This window comes from Streptomyces sp. NPDC001732 (genome assembly GCF_053596315.1).
This window is the reverse complement of sequence record NZ_JBSFFY010000026.1, coordinates 1-19,797: the sequence shown is the minus strand read 5'-3', so window position 1 is coordinate 19,797 and position 19,797 is coordinate 1. Positions and strand designations below refer to the sequence as shown.

Here is a 19,797-nt window from a genome sequence, read left to right as displayed (position 1 = left end):
GACAGGGGACGGTCATCCGACCGCCCGGCGCGCCTTCCGCGCAAATTCCATGCCGTTCCTGTAACGCTTCCGAGACGCTTCTTGTGCGTAGGGTCACGGAACGGGCACCTGGCTTGACGTGTCGTACCCCTGGGGCAGACTTGGCGCGTAAATAGGGATGATCGCGTCAGTCGCGCCGAGGGGGAAGCAAGTCATGAGCCAGGACGGCGCACACGGCGCTCAGGGTCGCTATGCGGGCGGTTCGGTCGCCGGCGGGCGCTACCAGCTTCGCGATTTGCTCGGCGAAGGCGGTATGGCGTCCGTATATCTGGCGTACGACACCGCACTGGACCGCCAGGTCGCGATCAAGACCCTGCACACGGAACTGGGCCGCGAACAGTCCTTCCGTGAACGCTTCCGGCGCGAGGCCCAGGCTGTCGCAAAACTGCAGCACACCAACATCGTCTCGGTCTTCGACACCGGCGAGGACGAGCTCGGCGGCGCGCTGATGCCGTACATCGTCATGGAGTACGTGGAGGGGCAGCCGCTCGGCTCCGTGCTCCACGCGGACATCCAGAACCACGGCGCGATGCCGGCCGACCGGGCGCTGAAGGTGACGTCCGACGTCCTGGCCGCGCTGGACACCAGCCACGAGATGGGCCTGGTCCACCGCGACATCAAGCCCGGCAACGTGATGGTGACCAAGCGCGGCGTCGTGAAGGTCATGGACTTCGGCATCGCCCGCGCCATGCAGTCGGGCGTCACGTCGATGACGCAGACCGGCATGGTCGTCGGCACCCCGCAGTACCTCTCCCCCGAGCAGGCCCTGGGCCGCGGCGTGGACGCCCGCTCCGACCTGTACTCGGTCGGCATCATGCTGTTCCAGCTGCTGACCGGGCGGCTCCCCTTCGACGCGGACTCGCCGCTCGCCATCGCGTACGCGCACGTCCAGGAGGAGCCGGTCGCGCCCTCCACGATCAACCGGTCGGTCACCCCGGCGATGGACGCGCTGGTCGCCCGCGCCCTGAAGAAGAACCCGAACGAGCGCTTCCCGAGCGCGGCGGCGATGCAGGACGAGATCGCCCGCGTGCTGAACGCGGGCGGTACGGCGGGCGCACCGATGATCGTCGCGGGCGGCGGCGCCCCGGTGAACAGCGGTTCGGGCGTCGGCTCGGCGGTCTTCCCGCCGGTCGACCAGTCCGGCGCCACGCCCCAGGGCGTCCAGACCCCGTACCAGCCGGGCCCGTACCAGTCGGGCCCCTACGGCCCGACCGCCCCGGCCCCCACCCCGGCCCCGTCCTACGGCTACCCGCAGTCGGCCCAGCCGTACCAGGCCCAGGCACCGGCGCACCAGACCCCGCCGCCCTACACGATCTCCCCGCAGACCCAGTCGCAGTCCCAGTCCGGTTCGGGCGGCAGCGGCTCCAAGCGGAACATGCCGGTGATCGTGGGCGCGATCGTGGTCTCGCTGGTCGCGATCGGCGGGCTGATCACGGTGCTCTCGCTGCAGGGCAACGACAAGAACGACCCCACCGCGAACGAGTCCCCGGCCGCGAGCGAGCACAAGCCGCCGGAGCGGAACCGGACGATGGACACCGAGGACTGCACGGACGCCATGGAGGACAACGACGACCCGAACAAGGTCGACGCTCCCAGCTTCCTGTACAAGGACATCCTCTCCGCACGGTCCTGCGCGGACGCGGCCGGCTGGACCATCAAGGTGATCAAGGAGCCGGGGAACGCCTACGCGGAGGACCAGGTCGTCAACCAGTTCCCGTCATCGGGCACCGCCGTGCCGAAGAGAGGCGCCCACTTCGAACTGCGCGTCGCGACGGGCGACCCGGCCTGAGCCGGGCCCGAACAGGTCCGCAACCGCTGGCCCCGGCTGCAGCGGACCGTTCCACCGAGGCAGCCGCATAAAGCAGCCGTACGAGGCAGCCGCATGAGACAGATACACCCAAAATGCCGGACATGACGCCACATGTGACGCTGTGCCCATGTCTCCAGGACTTCTGCCTTCGGGATTTCCGCCCTCGGGATTTCTGCCTTCGCACCCCACGAGATGCGTGGCCTGCCTGGTGCTGACGGCCGGCGCGGCTCTGGGGACCGCAGTGGGCGAAGTACGGGCCGATCAGCACATACCCGCCCTGCCCCCGGGACCGTTCAGCGCACCGGCCGCGTCGGCCGGGCCTTCCGTCCTGCCTTCCGGTGTGCCCGGTGCCGAACCGTCGAGCGAGGGGGCCGGCGGGGAGTCCGGCGAGGGGGCCGATGAGGGGGCCGCCACTCCTTCGGGCGCATCCTCCGGTCCGGCGGTGTCCGTTTCCCCCGACGGCGGGTCGGCCGCACCCGCGCCTCCAGGGGCCCCGGCATCCGACTCCCCCTCCGGTCCGGCGTCGCCCGCCAAGCCCCCCTCTTCCTCGACTTCCTCCGCCCCGCCCTCCGGGACCGCCTCCGGGGACGCCTCCGGGGACGCCTCCGGGACCGCCTCCGAGGACGGCCCCGGCAAGAGGCCCCCGCGCCCCGAAGCGCAGTCCCCGCTGGCCGGGCGCGAGGCCGGGGAGGGGCGGCTGCGGCCCGGACGGCAGTTCTCGCCGGGGGAGATCGCGCACGCGGACAGCCTGCTCGATCCGCCCGAGGAACAGCCCCCGGCGACCGCTCCGGGGCCGATACCCGTCGCCACCCCCGAGGAGATCTCCCCCACCGGCCCGGAGCGACTCCCGCAGCAGGCCCTGGACACACCGACCGTGAGCCGGGTGAAACGGGTGTCGCTCGGCGCGGGCATAGCCCTGATAGGGCTGGGACTGGGCTTCCTGGCGTTCCGCATGCGCAGCTCGAACTGAACCCCCTCCAAGCCTCCCGATCGACTTCGGGCCTCCCCACCGAGGCTTGCATCAAACAACATACTCGGTATACATACTGAGTATGTCGATCCGCCACGGGCTGCTGGCCCTCCTGGAGCGAGGCCCCCGCTACGGCTCCCAGCTCCGCACCGAATTCGAATCGCGCACCGGCTCCACCTGGCCGCTCAACGTCGGTCAGGTGTACACGACGCTGAGCCGGCTGGAGCGGGACGGCCTGGTCGTCCAGGACGACGAGGACGAACAGGGACACGCCCTCTACGCGATCACCGACGATGGACGCCACGAACTGCGGAACTGGTTCGAGACGCCCGTCGACCGCAGCAACCCGCCCCGGGACGAGCTGGCCATCAAGCTCGCGATGGCGGTCGGGGCGCCCGGTGTGGACATCCGCGCCGTCATCCAGTCCCAGCGCCGCCACACCCTGAAGGCGATGCAGGACTACACCCGGCTCAAGGCCCAGTCGCTCAACTCCGTCCCGGCCAACCGCGACGAGGTCGCCTGGCTGCTCGTACTGGAACAGATGATCTTCCAGGCGGAGGCCGAGGCCCGCTGGCTGGACCACTGCGAGACCCGGCTGGTCCGGCTCGCCGAGGCCGCCGCCACGGAACCGGAGCCCGAGGTCCGTACACGCGGTCGCGCCGTGCCCCGTACCGCCCGCCCGCGCAGCCGCCACTGAAACGGACCACGCGTCGCGGACCACGCGTCGCGGACCACGAACCACGAACCGGACGCCACGAACCACGGGCCACGCGCCGCGCCCCGCGCCGCACCGGCCCCGCACCGCGCGTCGCAGATCCCGCGTCGCAAACCGCGTGCCGCAGGTCACACGGCACGCTCGCCCGGCCGTCGGCCGCGGCCCGTCATCACACAGCCGTTCCCAGGGGGGAATCGCCCACCATGTCCTCGCACGTCCCGTCCCGATCCGCAGCACCTGCCGGTTCACAGCCGCCGGTCGACGCACCAGTGCTCGAACTGCGGGCGCTCACCCGCACCCACGGCTCCGGCATTGCCGAGGTGCACGCCCTGCGCGGCGTCGACCTCCGGGTGCACGCCGGTGAACTCGTCGCCGTGATGGGGCCCTCGGGCTCCGGCAAGTCGACCCTGCTGACCATCGCGGGCGGCCTCGACGCCCCGACCAGCGGCCAGGTGATCATCGAGGGCCAGGACGTGGCCGGCCTCGGCCGCAAGGGCATCGCCGCCCTGCGCCGCCGCAGCGTCGGCTACGTCTTCCAGGACTACAACCTCATCCCCGCCCTCACTGCGGCCGAGAACATCGCCCTGCCGCGCGAACTCGACGGCGTCTCCGTGCGCAAGGCCCGCAAGGAGGCGCGGGCGGCGCTGGAGGAGATGGGGCTCGCGGAGATCGCCGAGCGGTTCCCGGACGAGATGTCCGGCGGCCAGCAGCAGCGGGTCGCGATCGCCCGTGCGCTGGTGGGGGACCGGCGCCTGGTGCTCGCCGACGAACCGACCGGGGCCCTCGACTCCGAGACCGGCGAGGCGGTGCTCGCCCTGCTGCGCAACCGCTGCGACCGGGGCGCCGCCGGTGTGATGGTGACCCACGAGCCGCGGTACGCGGCCTGGGCCGACCGGGTCGTGTTCCTCCGGGACGGATCGATCATCGACCAGTCGCTCACCTCCGACGCCGACTCACTGCTCACCATCGGTACCACCGGGACCGCAGACCCCGTGGGCACGACAGGCCCCACAGGAACCACGGGCACCACCGGAATCACCGGGACCGCCGAGTGAGCGTCTTCACGGGCTGGCGCGCGGCCCTCCGAATAGCCCGGCGCGACGCGCTGCGGTCCAAGGGCCGCAGCGCGCTGGTGGTCGCGATGATCGCCGTACCGGTACTCGGCGTCACCGCGCTCGACGTGACGTACCGCAGCGTGGCCCCGACCCCGGCCGAACGGCTGACGGCCGCCATGGGCGCCTCCGACGCCCTCTTCAGCGACCAGCACACCGGCGGCCCCATCGAGCAACTGCCCAACGGCAACACGTACGAGTCGGTCAACGAGGACACGACACCGGCCGAAGGCACTGCCGGAGACGCTGCCGAAGGCGCACCGGAGCCCGACATCAGCACCACGTTCCCCAAGGGCTCGCGGGCGATCAGCATCCAGTCCGTACCGGCGGACGTCACCACCGGGTACGGCATCACCAGCACCGACATCTATGAGGTCCGGACGTCGGACGGGCTGGTCCGCGGCATGGTCGACCTCGTACGCGGCTCCCACCCGCGCGGCACGGGCGAGATGGCCGCCACCGAGCCGTTCCTGAAGTCGGCCGGGCTGGACGTCGGCTCGACCACCACCGTGCGCAACTCCGGCAGGAAGTACCGGATCACCGGCGTGGTCGAGCAGCCGGACGCCCTGAAGACCGAGGCGCTGTACGTCGTTCCCGGAGCGGTCATCGCCCCGTGGAAGGCCGCGGCCGAACACGACAAGAAGGTGCTTCCGCCGAACGCACGCTCCAAGGAATGGCTGGTCAAGGGCCCCGAAGGGGCGGGAGTGACCTGGCCGGACATCATGCGGGCCAACAGGTCGGGCGTCCTCGTCAAGTCCCGTCAGGTCGTGCTCGACCCGCCGCCGGACTCCGAGGTCCCGCTGGCCGGGAAGTACGGCTCGTACGAAAGCAGCTCCGGGGAACTGAGCGTGGCGCTCGTCACCGTGGTCGCCATGGCGGTCCTGGAGATCGTGCTGCTCGCCGGACCGGCCTTCGCGGTCGGGGCGCGCCGCTCCCGCCGTCAGCTCGGCCTCCTCGGCACCTGCGGCGGGGACCGACGCCATGTCCGGGCCGTGGTGCTCGGCGGCGGGATCGTGCTCGGCGGGATCGGGGCGGTGACCGGTGTGGTGGCCGGGATCGGGCTCACCGCGGTGTTCCGCCCGATGATCGAGAAGGGAGTCGGACACCGCTTCGTCTCCCTCGACCTGCGGCTGGCGGAGCTGCTCGGCATCGCGGCGATCGGCCTGGTCACCGGCCTCCTGGCGGCGTTCGCCCCGGCGATCGTGGCGGGCCGGCAGTCCGTGCTCGAATCGCTCACCGGCCGTCGCGGCGTCCGCCGCTCCTCCCGGGTCCTGCCGGTCCTGGGCTGCTGCGTCCTGGTCATCGGTACCGCCATCGCCGTCTTCGGCGGCACCATCGGCAAACCGGCACTGGTCTCCGGCGGCTCGGTGGTCGCCGAGCTCGGGCTGCTCGCCTGCATCCCGGTGCTCGTCGGCCTCCTCGGCAGGCTCGGCCGCAGGCTGCCGCTCTCGCCCCGGATGGCGCTGCGCGACGCGGCCCGCAACCGCGGTCGTACGGCTCCGGCGGTCGCGGCCGTGATGGCGGCCGTCGCGGGTTCGGTGGCCATCGCCACGTACATGTCCAGCTCCATGGCCGAGGTCGAGTTCGGCCACGTCCCCTCGACGACGGAGGGCACCGTCGTCCTCTCTTCCGCCTACTCCGCCGAGGCCGAGGTCTCCGAGCGGCTCCCGCAGGCCCGGATCGCCGTCGAACGGAACATGGCCGTCACCGGCAGGCGCGCCGACTACCGGCGGGTCTGGGCGGGCAGCGACTGCAACTTCTACGGCACCGAGGAGAACGGCTGCGGCTCGCTCGAACTGATCGTGCCCACCGGCAGGGACCACACCTGCCCGCTCACCGGCAAGGGCGCCAAGGAACTCGCCGCCCGGCTCTCCGCCGACGAGCACAAGAAGCTGATGCACTCCCCGGCCTGCCTGACCCGCACCATGCACTCGGGCCTCTTCAACTCCGACATGAGCAACATCGTCGTCGCGGACGAGGCCCTGCTCGACGTCTACGCGAAGTTCGACGACCCCGCCGCCGCCAAGGCCCTGGCGGCGGGCACCCCGGTGCTGCTCAACGAGGCGTACGCGAAGAACGGCGAGGTCACCCTCAAGGCGGTCCACCGGTACAGCGAGAAGGACAGGAAGAACCGGGCGCAGCACCCGGGCGGGCCGCGGACCACCACGGAAAAGCTGAAGGTGTACGTAGCCCCCGCGAAGTACGCGGCCACCCCCGGGGTCAACATGGTCATGCCGCAGAAGACCGCGGAACGGCTCGGCCTGCACACCGTGCCCGCCGGAAGCGTGTACACCGCCGCCCACCTGCCGACGGGCGCCGAGAACCAGCGGACGCGCGCCGCGATCGACCAGGCCGGCGGCGGCATCTGGGTACAGGCCGAGTCGGGCCCCCTCCACCAGGAGGACGCCATGCTGCTGATCCTCACGCTGTTCGCCGGGGTGGTCACCCTGGGCGCCGCGTCGATCACGACGGGCCTCGCCAAGGCGGATGCCGAAGCCGACCTCGACACGCTCAGCGCGGTGGGAGCACCCCCGGGCGTGCGGCGGAAGCTGTCCGGCTTCCAGTGCATGGTGGTGGCGCTCACGGGGGTGGTGCTCGGCACGCTGGCGGGTCTGGTGCCCGCGGTGGCTCTGCGGCTCGTCGACCTGCGCGAGGCGTTGAAGGTGATGCGCGTGGAGCCCATGGAGTCGGCCTACACACCGATCGTGCTGCCCTGGGGCACCCTCGGCCTGCTCGTCGTCGGGGTTCCGCTGCTGGCCTGGCTGCTCGCGACGGTGTTCACCCGCTCGCGCCTCGCTCCGGCCCGGCGGGCCGGGTGAGAACGAGCGATGAGGCGGGAGAACGAGCGGTGACACGGGAGGACGAGCGGTGACGCGGGTGTCGAGGGGGCGGCGTCCCGAGCGCTGAAGCGGCGTCGGCGCAGGCCGGAGAGGCGGTGACACGAATGGCCGTCGGGTGACGGCGCGAACGGCCGACCCGGTGCCCCCGTGAAGGGTGGATCAACCCTTCACGGGGGCACCAAGGTGTTGTGCGGCAGGTGTGCGAGACAATGTCGCCATGGAAATGCCGAGGAATGAACGGTCGCAGGAGCACCCCCAAGTCCTCGTGGTGGGACAGGACGGCATGGCGATCGGCGGCGGTGGCACTGACGACGAATCGCGTGAGGTCCCGGTGACGGAGATGGTCGAACAGCCCGCGAAGGTCATGCGCATCGGCAGCATGATCAAGCAGCTCCTGGAGGAGGTCAGGGCGGCTCCTCTCGACGAGGCGAGCCGGGTCCGGCTCAAGGAGATCCACGCCAGCTCCGTGAAGGAGTTGGAGGACGGACTCGCGCCGGAGCTGGTGGAGGAGCTGGAGCGGCTCTCCCTGCCGTTCACGGATGAGTCCGTGCCCTCCGAGGCGGAGCTCCGGATCGCCCAGGCCCAGCTGGTCGGCTGGCTGGAGGGCCTGTTCCACGGCATCCAGACTGCGCTGTTCGCCCAGCAGATGGCGGCGCGGGCCCAGCTGGAGCAGATGCGCCGCGCCCTTCCGCCGGGCAGCATTCACGAGGACGAGGACGGCAGCGGGGACCCGCACGGCGCCCTGCGATCGGGCCCGTACCTCTGATCCCCGGCCTCTGACCGCTGCCCTCCGCCCCCGGGCCGGACGCGGAACCGCTGCCTCCCGACCCACAGCCCCACAGTCCCGCCCGACAGCAGGGCAACGCAACACCGCCGAGGCCCGGCGCACCTGGTCCACGACCTGCGCGCCGGGCCTCGGCGGTGGATCGGCCGGGCCCCGGTCCGGGGAGCAGTCGGCGCCGGTCCGGGGATCAGTAATGCCTCGCCCCGGGAATCGGCCGGGCTCCAGTCCGGGGATCAGCCCGCGGGCGCCCTCAGCAGTACCTTTCCGACGTGGGCGCTGGACTCCAGCACCCGGTGGGCCTCGGCGGCCTCCGGCATCGGCAGCGTGCGGTCCACGACCGGCCGGACGATGCCGTCGGCGATCAGCGGCCACACGTGCTCGCGCACCGCGGCGACGATGGCGGCCTTCTCGGCGAGCGGACGGCCGCGCAGCGAGGTCGCGGTGATGGCGGCCCGCTTGTTGAGCAGGGCGCCCAGGTTCAGCTCGCCCTTGAGGCCCCCCTGAAGGCCGATGACAGCCAGCCTGCCGTTGACGGCGAGCGCCTGCACGTTCCGGTCCAGGTACTTCGCGCCGACGATGTCGAGGATGACGTCCGCACCGGCCCCGTCCGTCGCCCTGCGCAGCTCCTCGACGAAGTCCTGCTCCCGGTAGTCGATCAGGATGTCGGCCCCCAGCTCCGCGCAGCGCGCCAGCTTCTCCGGCCCCCCGGCGGTCACCGCGACCCTGGCTCCCACGGCCTTGGCGAGCTGGATCGCCATCGTGCCGATTCCGCTGGACCCGCCGTGCACCAGCAGCGTCTCGCCGGGGCGCAGATGGGCCACCATGAAGACGTTCGACCAGACCGTGGCCGTCACCTCGGGCAGCGCCGCGGCCAGGACCGGGTCGACTCCGTCCGGTACGGGCAGCAGCTGCCCGGCGGGCACGGCCACCTTCTCCGCGTACCCGCCGCCCGCGAGCAGCGCGCAGACCTGGTCCCCGACCGCCCATCCGGTGACGCCGGGCCCGACCGCCGAGATGCGGCCCGCACACTCCAGGCCGGGGTACGGGGACGCGCCGGGCGGCGGGTTGTAGAAGCCCTGCCGTTGCAGCACGTCGGCACGGTTGACCGCGCTGGACACGACATCGACGAGGACTTCGCCCTCACCGGCCACCGGATCGGGCACCTCGGCCCACACGAGCGCCTCGGGGCCACCGGGTTCGGGGATCGTGATCGCATACATGGTCGCGAGGCTACTCCGTGACCCCGGACGCACCACGAAAACGAACCGCCCCGGCTACGACCGCGGCATGGCCGGGGGCTGGTTGTCCGGCGGTTCGTTCGTGGCGCGCACGATGGTGATCAAACGATCCGTCAACTGCAACGGGCTGGCCGCCGGATCGTCGTAACCGAGCAGCCGGTGCCCCCGCAGCACGCTGACCACCAGGTCGTCCGTCTCCCGGACGCTCTTGCCCACCTCGGCCTTTATCACCGGCCGTTCGACGAGATCGAGCCCGCTGCCCTGCTGGATCAGGTCCTCCATCACCGTGCCCGCGCTGGGGCTGAGCACCGAGAGGCCCAGCAGTCGGCCCGCCGCGCTGGCGCTGGTGATCACGGCGTCGGCCCCGGACTGCCGGAGCAACGGGGCGTTCTCCTCCTCGCGCACCGCGGCAACGATCTTCGCGCCGCGGTTGAGCTGCCGGGCCGTCAGCGCCACCAGCACCGCCGTGTCGTCGCGCTGGGTGGCGATGATGATCTGACGCGCCTTCTGGAGCTCCGCCCGCAGCAGGACCTCGCTGCGCGTCGCATCGCCGACCACCCCCACGAACCCTTCGGCATTGGCGATCTCGATCACCTTGGACGCCGGGTCGACGATGACGATCTGTTCCTTCTTCAGGCCGGTGGCACGCAGGGTCTGGATGGCCGAGCGGCCCTTCGTCCCGAAGCCGACGACGACGGTGTGGTCACGCAAGTTGGTTCTCCAACGCTTCAGCCGAAAGTCCTCCCGGGTCCGTTCCGTGAGGACCTCGAGAGTGGTGCCGACCAGGATGATCAGGAAGAGCACCCGCAGCGGTGTCACCAGCAGCACATTGGTGAGCCGGGCCCCGTCCGAGTACGGCGTGATGTCGCCGTAGCCGGTGGTGGAGAGCGTGACCGTCGCGTAGTACACCGCGTCCAGCAGATCGACCCGGTCGTCGGCGGCGTCGTGGTAGCCGCCGCGGTCCATCCAGACGATCAGCACGGTCACGGCGAGCACCATCAGCGCCATCATCAGCCGCTTGGCGACCTGCCGCGCCGGTCCGTCGACGACACGCCTCGGGAGAAGCACCCGTGTGGGCAGGGCCTGTTCGTCAGCACGCCTGGCCATCGCATCCTGGCCGGGAAGTTTCACGTGAAACGCCCTTCCGCCCATGGCAACGCCGAGGCCCACGGCAGGTCGAGGATCTCCACCTCGGTGCCGGACCGTACCCCGCCGGGTGGCACGACGGCCAGACCGTCGGCAGCAACGATCCCGCGGAGCATCGCCGGACCGCTGTAGTGCAGTGGTACGACGTACTCACCGCCGCTCCCGGTTCCCATGCCACCCCTGCCGTATCCGCCACCGATTTCCGAGCCGCCACCGTATCCGCTGCCTCTTCCGCCTGTGGAGCCGCGTCCGCCACCCGGTACGTCGGGGGAGCCGATGGTCGAGTTGGCGGTGGGGCCGGCGGCGAGGTTGGTGGCCGCCGCGGCAGGTCCTGCGGTCCGGCAGGCCACGGGCACGAGCCGGGTGTCGTACGGATGCCCCTGCACCTCGTCACGTACGACGGCCCGGCGCACCGGTTCCGGCATCCGGCCGGCCAGCCCGTGCAGCAGCGGCGCGGCGAGGGTGAGGAGCGCGGAGACGGCGGCCAGGGGATTGCCCGGCAGTCCGACGAGGTACGCCGCCCCCTCGCCGTCCCGCCGGCCGCCCGGCCGGTACTCCGGCCCCGCTGCCCCGAGCTCGGCAAGGAGCATGGGATGGCCGGGGCGGACGGCGACCCCGTCGACCAGCAGCTCGGCCCCGACCTCGGCAAGGACCGGGTGGACATGGTCGACCGGGCCCGCGGCCGTGCCCCCGGTGGTGATGACCAGATCGGCATCGGTGGTGGTCAGGGCATGTCGCAGGGCCGCTGCGTCGTCGCCGAGCCGCTGCGGGGCGGAGACCTCGGCGCCCAGCGCGCGCAGCCAGGGACCGATCATCGGGCCGAGCGCGTCACGGATCAGACCGCCGTGCGGCAGCCCCTCGGTCAGCAGTTCGTCACCGAGGACGAGGACGTCGACCCGAGGACGGGACGCCACGACGAGCGTGTCGTACCCGGCGGCCGCGGCCAGACCGAGAACGACGGGGGTCACCACGGCCCCGGCGGGCATGAGCCGGTCCCCGGAACAGCACTCCTGCCCGCGCGGCCTGATGTCCTGCCCGGGAACGACCGAACGCGTCGCGTGAAGCATCCCCTTGGCCTCGTCCACGCGCGCGTGTTCGCTACGGATCACGGCATTGGCGTTCGCCGGGACACGGGCACCGGTGGCGATCCTCACGGCATCCCCGTCGGGCAGCGGGGCGGGCACGCTCCGCCCGGCGAGAATGCCCAGCTCCCGGCTTGGGCCCGGCCCCGGCCCTGCTCCCGGACCGGCCTCTTCCCCGGCCCCGGGGGCTTCGCGGACGGTCCACGGCCCCGGCCCGGAAACGACCCAGCCGTCCATCGCGGAAGTGTCGAAGGAAGGCAGATCGGTGAGCGCGACGAGCGGCTCGGCGAGTACGTGGCCGAGTGCCTGGTCGAGCGCGAGCCGACCGGTCCGCGCAGCCGCCCCGCGCCCGGCCCGAGCCGCGATCGCACGCGCCTCCCGCCAGGGGGACGAGGCCTCCTCGTGCCGGTCGCGCCCGGGGGCTCGGCCGGTGCCCCCGTTCACCGGCCCCGACCCGGGCTGCCGGGACCCCGGCGTGCTCCGCTCCCCGGAGCGATCCCGGTCGGCAGAACACCCCTGACCCGGCCCCCGCCCCAGACCCGGTTCCGGATCCGGGCCCAAACCCAGCCCCGACGAATCCGACCGGCCCCGAAAGTCCGCCCCACTCGGCGAATCCGACCGGTTCGGGTAATCCGGCTGATCCCGGCAGCCCTGGTGTTCCATGAATCGTGAACCCGCGAGATCGAGGCGCTTCCCGGAGTGAGACCGGCCCATCGGGCGGGGTTCGTCGGCCGGCCGATGCCTGACCAGAGCAAGCGCCTCCTCAACAGCCCGTTCCTCCTCCGAAGCCGGGACGGAACCCGGCAACGGTTCGCCGGTCGAGCACGCATCGTTCACCGCCTCGGAACCCCCTGCCGCCCCACCACCCACCACAGCCCCGCCGCCCGTAACAGCCCCGAGGCCTGCCACCGCCCCGGCGTCCGCCGACGCGGTGCCCGCTGTGGGCCTGTGGGCACCGAGCCCGCTGTCGCGGGCCGTCATTGCGTCTCGTTCTCGTCCGCCCAGCGGCGGGCGAGCGCGGCGGCCTTCCGCGCGGCTTCGGCCACCGCCTCCACAGCACCGTCGCCGTCTCCGGCCCCGTCACGGCTCGCCTTCGCCGCCGCGTAGCCGACCAGGAAGGTCGTCAGCGGCGCGGCGGGCCGGGCGACGCCGTGGGCGGCGTCACGGGCGAGGTCGAGCAGGACATCGGTGTCGACGTCGAGTTCGATGCCGAGTTCGTCCTTGACCGCGGTGATCCATTCATCCAACACGACCCCATGCTCTCTGATGCGGGCCCGAGCCGACGCGATGTCCTTCCAGGTGTCGCAGTCGAAAGAGGCCAGGGGATCGGCCTCCACCCGGGCCAGGTCGAGTTCGTGCGTCAGCAGCCGCAGCGGGAGCCCGGACAGTCCCCCGTGCTCGGTGGCGAGCAGCGCGAGCTCGCGACGCAGCGGTTCGGCACCGTAGACGGCGACGAGCGGCTGGTCGCGCCCGTCCTGGTCGACGCACAGGGCACCCTCGCGCCGCCCGTCCTCCGCGGCCGCCAGCAGCGTTCCGACGGTGCTCGCCCCCAGGAAGGGCAAATCGGCGGAGAGTACGAGAACCCGCTCCGCCGTGGTCAGCCGCACCCCGGCGTCGAGCGCGGCCAACGGGCCGCCGCCCCGCGGCACTTCGCGCGTCCAGGTCACCGCGCGCACAGTGGGCCGGCGCCCGCCCACCACGACCGTCGTCGAGGCATCGGCACAGGCCGACAGCACCCGGTCGAGCAGTGCACGGCCACCGACCCGGATTCCCGGCTTGTCGGCGCCGCCGAGCCGCTCGGCGGCGCCTCCGGCAAGGACGATGGCGTCATACGCGGTCATGCGTCCGAGTATGCGGGCCGCGATCCCCCGACGTTGCATGCGGGTCACGGCCCCCGCGGTTGCACGCGGCCCCGCCCCCGACGTTCCTCCGTATCCGCGCTCCGGCGGATCCACCGGGGCGCGGACGCGGAGGAAACGGGGTCTCGCGGCTGGTTCCGCCTACAACGTGCGCAGCAGCACCGCCGGTTGTTCCACGCAGTCGGCCACGTAGCGCAGGAACCCGCCGGCCGTACCGCCGTCGCAGACCCGGTGGTCGAAGGTCAGCGAGAGCTGGACGACCTGGCGTACGGCCAGCTCGCCCTCGTGCACCCAGGGCTTGGGCACGATCCGGCCGACCCCCAGCATCGCCGCCTCGGGGTGGTTGATGATCGGGGTCGATCCGTCGACCCCGAACACTCCGTAGTTGTTCAGCGTGAACGTGCCGCCGGTCAGCTCCGCCGGGGCCAGCCGTCCGGTCCGCGCCGCCTCCGTCAGACGGGCGATCTCGGCCCCGATCGACTCCGCGTTCCGGTCCTGCGCGTTCCGCACGACGGGAACCACCAGCCCGCGATCGGTCTGGGCCGCGAACCCCAGGTGGACCTCCGGCAGCCGCACGATCTCCCGCGCCTCCAGGTCCACGGTGGAGTTGAGCTCGGGGAACCGGGCCAGCGCGGCGGTGCAGATGCGCGCCAGCAGGGCGAGTACGGACACCTTGGGCCCGGCGGCCGACCCACCGGCACCGTTCATCGCGGCTCTAGCCGCCATGAGTTCGGTGGCGTCGGCGTCGACCCAGCACGTGGCATCGGGGATCTCCCGCCGACTGCGCGCCAGCTTGTCGGCGACCGCGCCCCGCACCCCGCGCAACGGAATCCGTTCCGCGCCCGCGGTCACGGCCCCGCGCGTCGACGACAGCTGCGACGAGGGCTGTGACAACGAGGCGACCGGCTGCCCGGAAACCGCCCCGGACGCCGATGCCGCACCCGCCGCTGTCGTCGCCGTCCCCGTCGTCGGGACAGCTGCCGACAGAGGCGCCGTCGGCTCCTCCAGCATCCTGATCGCGGCCTCGACATCGGCCCGCAGGATCAGCCCGTCCGGCCCGGAACCCGCCAGTTTCCGCAGATCAAGGCCATGCCGCCGTGCCAGCTTCCGCACCGGAGGGGAGACGACGGCCACGGGCCCCCGCTCCGCAGCCGAAACCGGGGAGAGGGGCCCGGTCTGCGCCTGCGCGGACCGCGCCGCCATCGCTTCGGGACGGACCCGCCGACGGCGCGCCGTCGGTGCGCCCGTCCCGTACCCGACGAGCACATTGCCGGACGACTCCGCCGTACCGGAACCAGAACCGGAGCCGGAGCCGGAACCCGGGACCGCACCACCGCCGGAACCAGCACCGGGCCGAGAGCTGGAACCGGCCCCGGAACCGGCCTCCGAACCGACGTCGCGCCCCGCTCCTCGACCGCCGGCCGTCCCGCTCCCGCTGCTCCCGCCATTCCCGGCGGCACCAGTGCCGCCGGCAGTCCCCGTCTCCTGCGGCGACCCCACAGCCACCGTCAGCAACGGGGCCCCCACCGGAAGCTCGGATCCCTCTTCACCGAACCGCGCCGTGACCACACCCCCGTACGGGCACGGCACTTCCACCATCGCCTTGGCCGTCTCGACCTCGACGACCGGCTGGTCGATGGCGACGACATCGCCGACCTCCACCAGCCAGCGCACGATCTCCGCCTCGGTGAGACCCTCGCCGAGGTCCGGCAGCTTGAATTCGAGTACCTGGGCCATCAGTTCTCCGCCTCCCACTGCAGGCGGGCGACCGCGTCCAGCACCCGGTCCACGCCCGGGAGGTGGTGCCGCTCCTGCATCGGCGGCGGATACGGGATGTCGAACCCGGCGACGCGCAGCACCGGCGCCTCCAGATGGTGGAAGCAGCGCTCCGTGACCCGGGCCGCGATCTCCCCGCCCGGCCCGCCGAACCCGGAGGACTCGTGGACGACGACCGCACGCCCCGTACGCCGCACGGAAGCGGCGACGGTCTCGTCGTCGAACGGCACCAGGGAGCGCAGGTCGAGGACTTCGAGGTCCCAGCCCTCCTCGACAGCCGCTTCCGCGGCCTCCATGCAGACGGGCAGCGAAGGCCCGTACGTGATCAACGTGGCGCTGCGCCCGGTCCGGCGGACGACGGCCCGGCCGATCGGCTCCACGGCCACCGGCGCCTCGGGCGACCAGTCGGCCTTCGACCAGTAGAGCCGCTTCGGCTCCAGGAACACCACCGGGTCGTCGGACGCGATCGATGCCCTGAGCAGCCCGTACGCGTCCTCGACCGTGGCGGGCGTGACGACGTGGAGGCCGGGTGTCGCCATGTAGTAGGCCTCCGAGGAGTCGCTGTGGTGCTCCACCCCGCCGATCCCGCCGCCGTACGGCACCCGCACCGTGATCGGCAGCGGCATGGCGCCGGCCGTCCGGTTCCGCATCTTCGCGACATGGCTGATGAGCTGCTCGAAAGCCGGGTAGGCGAAGGCGTCGAACTGCATCTCCACCACGGGCCGCAGCCCGTACATCGCCATGCCGACCGCCGTACCGAGAATGCCCGCCTCGGCCAGCGGGGTGTCCGTGCAGCGGTCCTCGCCGAACTCCTTCGCCAGCCCGTCGGTGATCCGGAAGACCCCGCCGAGCGTGCCCACGTCCTCGCCGAGCACATGCACCGTCGGATCCTGCGCCATCGAGTCGCGCAGCGCCCGTCCGAGGGCCTGGGCCATCGTGGCGGGCTTGGCCTTCGCCGTCCGCTCCCCGGTGGCAGACGTCGCAGTCGTCATCGCCCTTCCTCCACGTCGTCGTGGCCGTGCTGGTCCTGCCCGGCTTCCAGCTCGACGCGCAACCGGGCGGCCTGCTCCCGGAGTTGCGCGGTCTGTTCCTCGTAGACATGGGCGAACAGGTCCATCGGCTCCAGCACCGGATCGGCGTTCATCCGCTCGCGCAGGGCAGCCGCCATCCGCTCCGCGGCCTCGCGCGCCTCCTCGATCCCCTCGTCGCCGAGCAGCCCCCGCCCGGTCAGTTCCCGTTCCAGAATCCGGATCGGGTCGTGCGCGCGCCACGTCTCCACCTCGCTGTCGACGCGGTAGCGCGTGGCGTCATCGGCGTTCGTATGGGCGTCCATGCGGTAGGTCACCGCCTCGACGAGTGTCGGGCCGTCCCCCCGCCGGGCCCGCGCCACCGCCTCGCCGAGCACCTGGTGCACGGCAGCCGCGTCGTTGCCGTCCACCAGACGGCCCGGCATCCCGTAACCCACGGCCTTGTGCGCCAGGGACGGTGCGGCGGTCTGCTTCGCCAGCGGTACGGAGATCGCGAAGCCGTTGTTCTGCACGAGAAAGACCACCGGGGCCCGCCAGACCGCGGCGAAGTTCAGCGCCTCGTGGAAATCGCCCTCACTGGTCCCGCCGTCGCCGACCATGGCCAGCGCGACCACGTCGTCGCCCTTGAGCCGGGCGGCGTGCGCCAGCCCGACGGCATGCGGCAGCTGGGTGGCCAGGGGGGTGCAGAGCGGGGCGATGCGATGCTCGCGCGGGTCGTAACCCGTGTGCCGGTCACCGCGCAGCAGCGTCAGCGCCTCGACCGGGTCCAGTCCCCGCGCCACCGCCGCGAGGGTGTCGCGGTAACTGGGGAAGAGCCAGTCCCGCTCCTCCAGCACCAGGGCGGCCGCTATCTCGCAGGCCTCCTGCCCCGTGCTCGACGGATAGACGGCGAGCCGACCCTGTTTGGTGAGCGCGGTGGCCTGCGCGTTGTACCGCCGGCCGCGGACCAGCTCCGCGTAGAGGCGCAGGAGCAGCTCGGGGTCGGCGTCCGCCACGGCGTCCGTGCCGAGCACGCGGTACGGCTCGGGGTCCGGAAGCAGCGGCGCGGGGTCGGTGAGCGGCTTCCAGGCCGGGGGCGGCGCGGGCCGGTAAGCAGCCGCGCCGGGCAGCTCCTGGACCGTCATGACAAGCACCTCCTGGCATCGAGGGGTTTCGAGCGGCGTCTGTCGGCATCGAGGGATGGTCCGATGCCGAGGGGTGTCGAAAAGCATCGAAATGTCGAGCGCTGTCCGAGGCGCCGGTGCGGCGTTCCTCACCTACCGATTGTTCGGTCGCGAGCGCATTTTGGCTACAGGCGCCTCCAGCCTGTGGACAAACGGTTCTCCACAACCTGGGATAGAGGCAGGTCGTCCAGGAGGGGGAGGCGGGGGCACATGCCAGCTGAACAAATGGCCGTCGGTGGAGAGGATCCCGGCCGGCTCCCGCCCCCTCGCCCGCTCGACGCCGTCGACCGCGACATCCTGCGACTGCTCCAGACGGACGGACGGGCCTCGATCCGGTCGGTGGCCGACCGCGTCCATGTGTCGCGGGCCAACGCCTACGCCCGGATCAACCGGCTCCTCGACGACGGCGTGATCCGTGGTTTCAGCGCGCGCGTGGACCACGAGCGGGCCGGGCAGGGCGCCTCCGCGTACGTCACTCTCAAGATCGTCCAGAATTCCTGGCGCACTGTGCGCGAACAGCTCCAGGCGCTGCCCGGGGCGACCCACATCGCACTGGTCAGCGGCGACTTCGACGTACTCCTGCTGGTGCACACCCCGGACAACAGGTCGTTGCGCGAGCTGGTCCTCACGAAGATCCAGGCCATCCCGGAGGTGCTCTCGACCCGCACGCTCCTGGTGTTCGAGGAGACGGACCTGGCCCCGGGCCCGGACAGGCCCGCCGAGCTCACCTAAAGCCTTTCGCCCGGATCGCGCTGGGCCCGCGCCCCTCTCACGCCTCCGCCGCGCCCGGAGCACGCCCGACCCCGCCCGGAACACGTCCGGCCGGGGCGAATCATCCAGCGGTCAATGGTTCAACGACTGGAGCGCATGCCCTCGAAAGCCACCCGGACCAGCGTGTCCGCCAGCCGCTCGCCGTCGGCCCCACCGTCCGGCAACGGGCGGTACCACTCCACCAGCGAGTTGACCATTCCGAAGAGCAACCGGGTCACCAGTCGTATGTCCACGTCGGAACGGAGATCGCCGTCCTCGACCGCGGCCCTGAGCAGCTCGGTCACCCTCTGGTCGAATTCGCGCCGCCGCTCCATCGCCCAGCGCTCGGTGTTCGTGTTGCCCCGCACGCGCAGGAGCAACGTGACGTAGGGCAGTTCGGCTATCAGCACGTCGACGGTGCGGCGGGTGACGTACTCGACCCGCTCGATCGCCCGTCCCCGCGTCGCTCCCGGCTCGTCCAGAATCCCGAAGAGCCCGTCCAGCGCCCGGCTGACCGCGCGCCGCAACAACTCTTCCTTGCCCGCGACATGGTGGTAGATGGACGACTTGGAGATGCCTGCCGCCTTGGACAGGTGCTCCATGGACGTGCCGTCGTAGCCGCGCTCGTTGAAGACACGGACGGCGACGGTGAGCAGGGTCTCCGGGGTGTACGTGTCCCGCTTGGCCGTGGTCATGTCCGCGATCCTCCCCTATGAGTTGTCCACAGGTTTGGCGGGCCCCCTTGTCCCGACCGATCGTTCGGTTACTCTAACTCTGTCCGCCCGTCCCTGCCCAGCTCGACGAGGAGTTGGTCCGTCATGGCCGCCGAGCTCTCCCCGCAACTGCTCTCCGAGAAGCACCGCCCCACGCTCGACCGGGCCCTCGACGCGATCCGCACGCGCGCCTACTGGTCCCCGCACCCCGAGCACCCGAAGGCGTACGGCGAGGGCGGTGCGCCCGGCAGCCTGGGCCCCGCCGAGGGCAAGGCCGCCTTCGACGCCGTGCTGAACACCCGGCTCGACCTCGACCAGCCCGGCACCGACGGCTGGACGGGCGGGGAGATCTCTCCGTACGGGCCGGAGCTGGGCGTGGAGTATCCGCACGCCGACCCGGACGTCCTGCTGCCTGCGATGCGTGCGGGGATGGGCGCCTGGCGGGCGGCGGGCCCCGAGACCCGAGCCCTGCTCTGTCTGGAGATCCTGGCCCGGATCAGCGCCCGGACCCACGAGTTCGGCCACGCCGTGATGCACACCAGCGGCCAGGCCTTCATGATGGCGTTCCAGGCGGGCGGCCCGCACGCACAGGACCGCGGTCTCGAAGCCGTGGCGTACGCCTACGAGGAGCAGCTCCGCACACCGGGAAACGCCGACTGGTCCAAGCCCCAGGGCAAGCGCGACCCGCTCCGGCTGCACAAGTCGTTCACCGCCGCACCGCGCGGCATCTCGCTCCTGATCGGCTGCAACACCTTCCCCACGTGGAACGGCT

At 72.0% G+C, this 19,797-nt stretch carries 15 protein-coding genes and 1 pseudogene; 8 read left to right on the top strand and 8 right to left on the bottom strand.

The annotated features are described in order from the left end of the window. Positions 1–193 precede the first annotated feature (193 nt). From ACWCXX_RS23415 to ACWCXX_RS23390, 6 genes are all read left to right on the top strand, one after another. Complete coding sequence (locus ACWCXX_RS23415; RefSeq protein WP_451130214.1) at positions 194–1,828, top strand: protein kinase domain-containing protein; 1,635 nt, start codon at positions 194–196, stop codon at positions 1,826–1,828. 463 nt (positions 1,829–2,291) lie between these two features. Next, the gene (locus ACWCXX_RS23410) at positions 2,292–2,819 is read left to right on the top strand and encodes a hypothetical protein (RefSeq protein WP_451130212.1); all 528 of its coding nucleotides are present in this window, start codon (positions 2,292–2,294) and stop codon (positions 2,817–2,819) included. Between the two features lie 82 nt (positions 2,820–2,901). Then, positions 2,902–3,516, top strand: coding sequence for a PadR family transcriptional regulator (locus ACWCXX_RS23405; protein WP_451130210.1), 615 nt, complete (start codon positions 2,902–2,904; stop codon positions 3,514–3,516). A 221-nt stretch (positions 3,517–3,737) separates the two neighbouring features. Then, positions 3,738–4,589, top strand: a complete 852-nt coding sequence (locus tag ACWCXX_RS23400) for an ABC transporter ATP-binding protein (protein WP_451130208.1) — start codon at positions 3,738–3,740, stop codon at positions 4,587–4,589. Further along, positions 4,586–7,465, top strand: a complete 2,880-nt coding sequence (locus ACWCXX_RS23395; RefSeq protein WP_451130206.1) for an FtsX-like permease family protein — start codon at positions 4,586–4,588, stop codon at positions 7,463–7,465. The genes ACWCXX_RS23400 and ACWCXX_RS23395 overlap by 4 nt, the downstream gene beginning before the upstream one ends. Positions 7,466–7,703: 238 nt before the next feature. After that, positions 7,704–8,252 (top strand): bacterial proteasome activator family protein, encoded by a 549-nt coding sequence (locus tag ACWCXX_RS23390; RefSeq protein WP_451130204.1) that lies wholly within the window; start codon positions 7,704–7,706, stop codon positions 8,250–8,252. A gap of 251 nt (positions 8,253–8,503) precedes the next feature. Here ACWCXX_RS23390 and ACWCXX_RS23385 read toward each other — a convergent pair whose 3' ends face one another. The 7 genes from ACWCXX_RS23385 to pdhA form a co-directional block, all read right to left on the bottom strand. Next, a complete protein-coding gene (locus ACWCXX_RS23385; protein WP_451130202.1) occupies positions 8,504–9,490 on the bottom strand; it encodes an NAD(P)H-quinone oxidoreductase in 987 nt (328 codons plus the stop codon). A 54-nt stretch (positions 9,491–9,544) separates the two neighbouring features. Continuing rightward, complete coding sequence (locus ACWCXX_RS23380; protein WP_451130200.1) at positions 9,545–10,678, bottom strand: potassium channel family protein; 1,134 nt, start codon at positions 10,676–10,678, stop codon at positions 9,545–9,547. Next, a complete protein-coding gene (locus ACWCXX_RS23375; protein WP_451130198.1) occupies positions 10,636–12,399 on the bottom strand; it encodes a molybdopterin molybdotransferase MoeA in 1,764 nt (587 codons plus the stop codon). Before ACWCXX_RS23375 ends, ACWCXX_RS23380 begins: the two co-directional genes overlap by 43 nt. Positions 12,400–12,713: 314 nt before the next feature. Then, complete coding sequence (locus ACWCXX_RS23370; protein ID WP_451130196.1) at positions 12,714–13,577, bottom strand: DUF6457 domain-containing protein; 864 nt, start codon at positions 13,575–13,577, stop codon at positions 12,714–12,716. A 159-nt stretch (positions 13,578–13,736) separates the two neighbouring features. Then, positions 13,737–15,332, bottom strand: a complete 1,596-nt coding sequence (locus tag ACWCXX_RS23365) for a dihydrolipoamide acetyltransferase family protein (protein WP_451130194.1) — start codon at positions 15,330–15,332, stop codon at positions 13,737–13,739. Next, on the bottom strand, positions 15,332–16,363 hold the full coding sequence (locus ACWCXX_RS23360; protein WP_451130192.1) for an alpha-ketoacid dehydrogenase subunit beta: 1,032 nt from the start codon (positions 16,361–16,363) through the stop codon (positions 15,332–15,334). Before ACWCXX_RS23360 ends, ACWCXX_RS23365 begins: the two co-directional genes overlap by 1 nt. Beyond that, positions 16,360–17,523 carry a pyruvate dehydrogenase (acetyl-transferring) E1 component subunit alpha gene (pdhA, locus tag ACWCXX_RS23355; RefSeq protein WP_451130190.1) on the bottom strand — a complete coding sequence of 388 codons (1,164 nt, stop codon included), beginning with the start codon at positions 17,521–17,523 and terminating at the stop codon, positions 16,360–16,362. The genes ACWCXX_RS23360 and pdhA overlap by 4 nt, the downstream gene beginning before the upstream one ends. A 249-nt stretch (positions 17,524–17,772) precedes the next feature. Between pdhA and ACWCXX_RS23350 the strand changes: the two genes are divergently transcribed. Continuing rightward, positions 17,773–18,294: an Lrp/AsnC family transcriptional regulator gene (locus ACWCXX_RS23350; protein ID WP_451130188.1), complete on the top strand. Its 522-nt coding sequence runs from the start codon at positions 17,773–17,775 to the stop codon at positions 18,292–18,294. A gap of 119 nt (positions 18,295–18,413) precedes the next feature. Here the strand turns inward: ACWCXX_RS23350 and ACWCXX_RS23345 are convergent, their stop codons facing one another. Beyond that, entirely contained in the window at positions 18,414–19,007 is a 594-nt protein-coding gene (locus ACWCXX_RS23345; RefSeq protein WP_451130186.1) for a TetR/AcrR family transcriptional regulator, read from the bottom strand. 123 nt (positions 19,008–19,130) lie between these two features. Between ACWCXX_RS23345 and ACWCXX_RS23340 the strand changes: the two are divergent. Beyond that, a pseudogene (locus tag ACWCXX_RS23340) lies at positions 19,131–19,797 on the top strand (phenylacetic acid degradation protein PaaN); the annotation flags it as partial.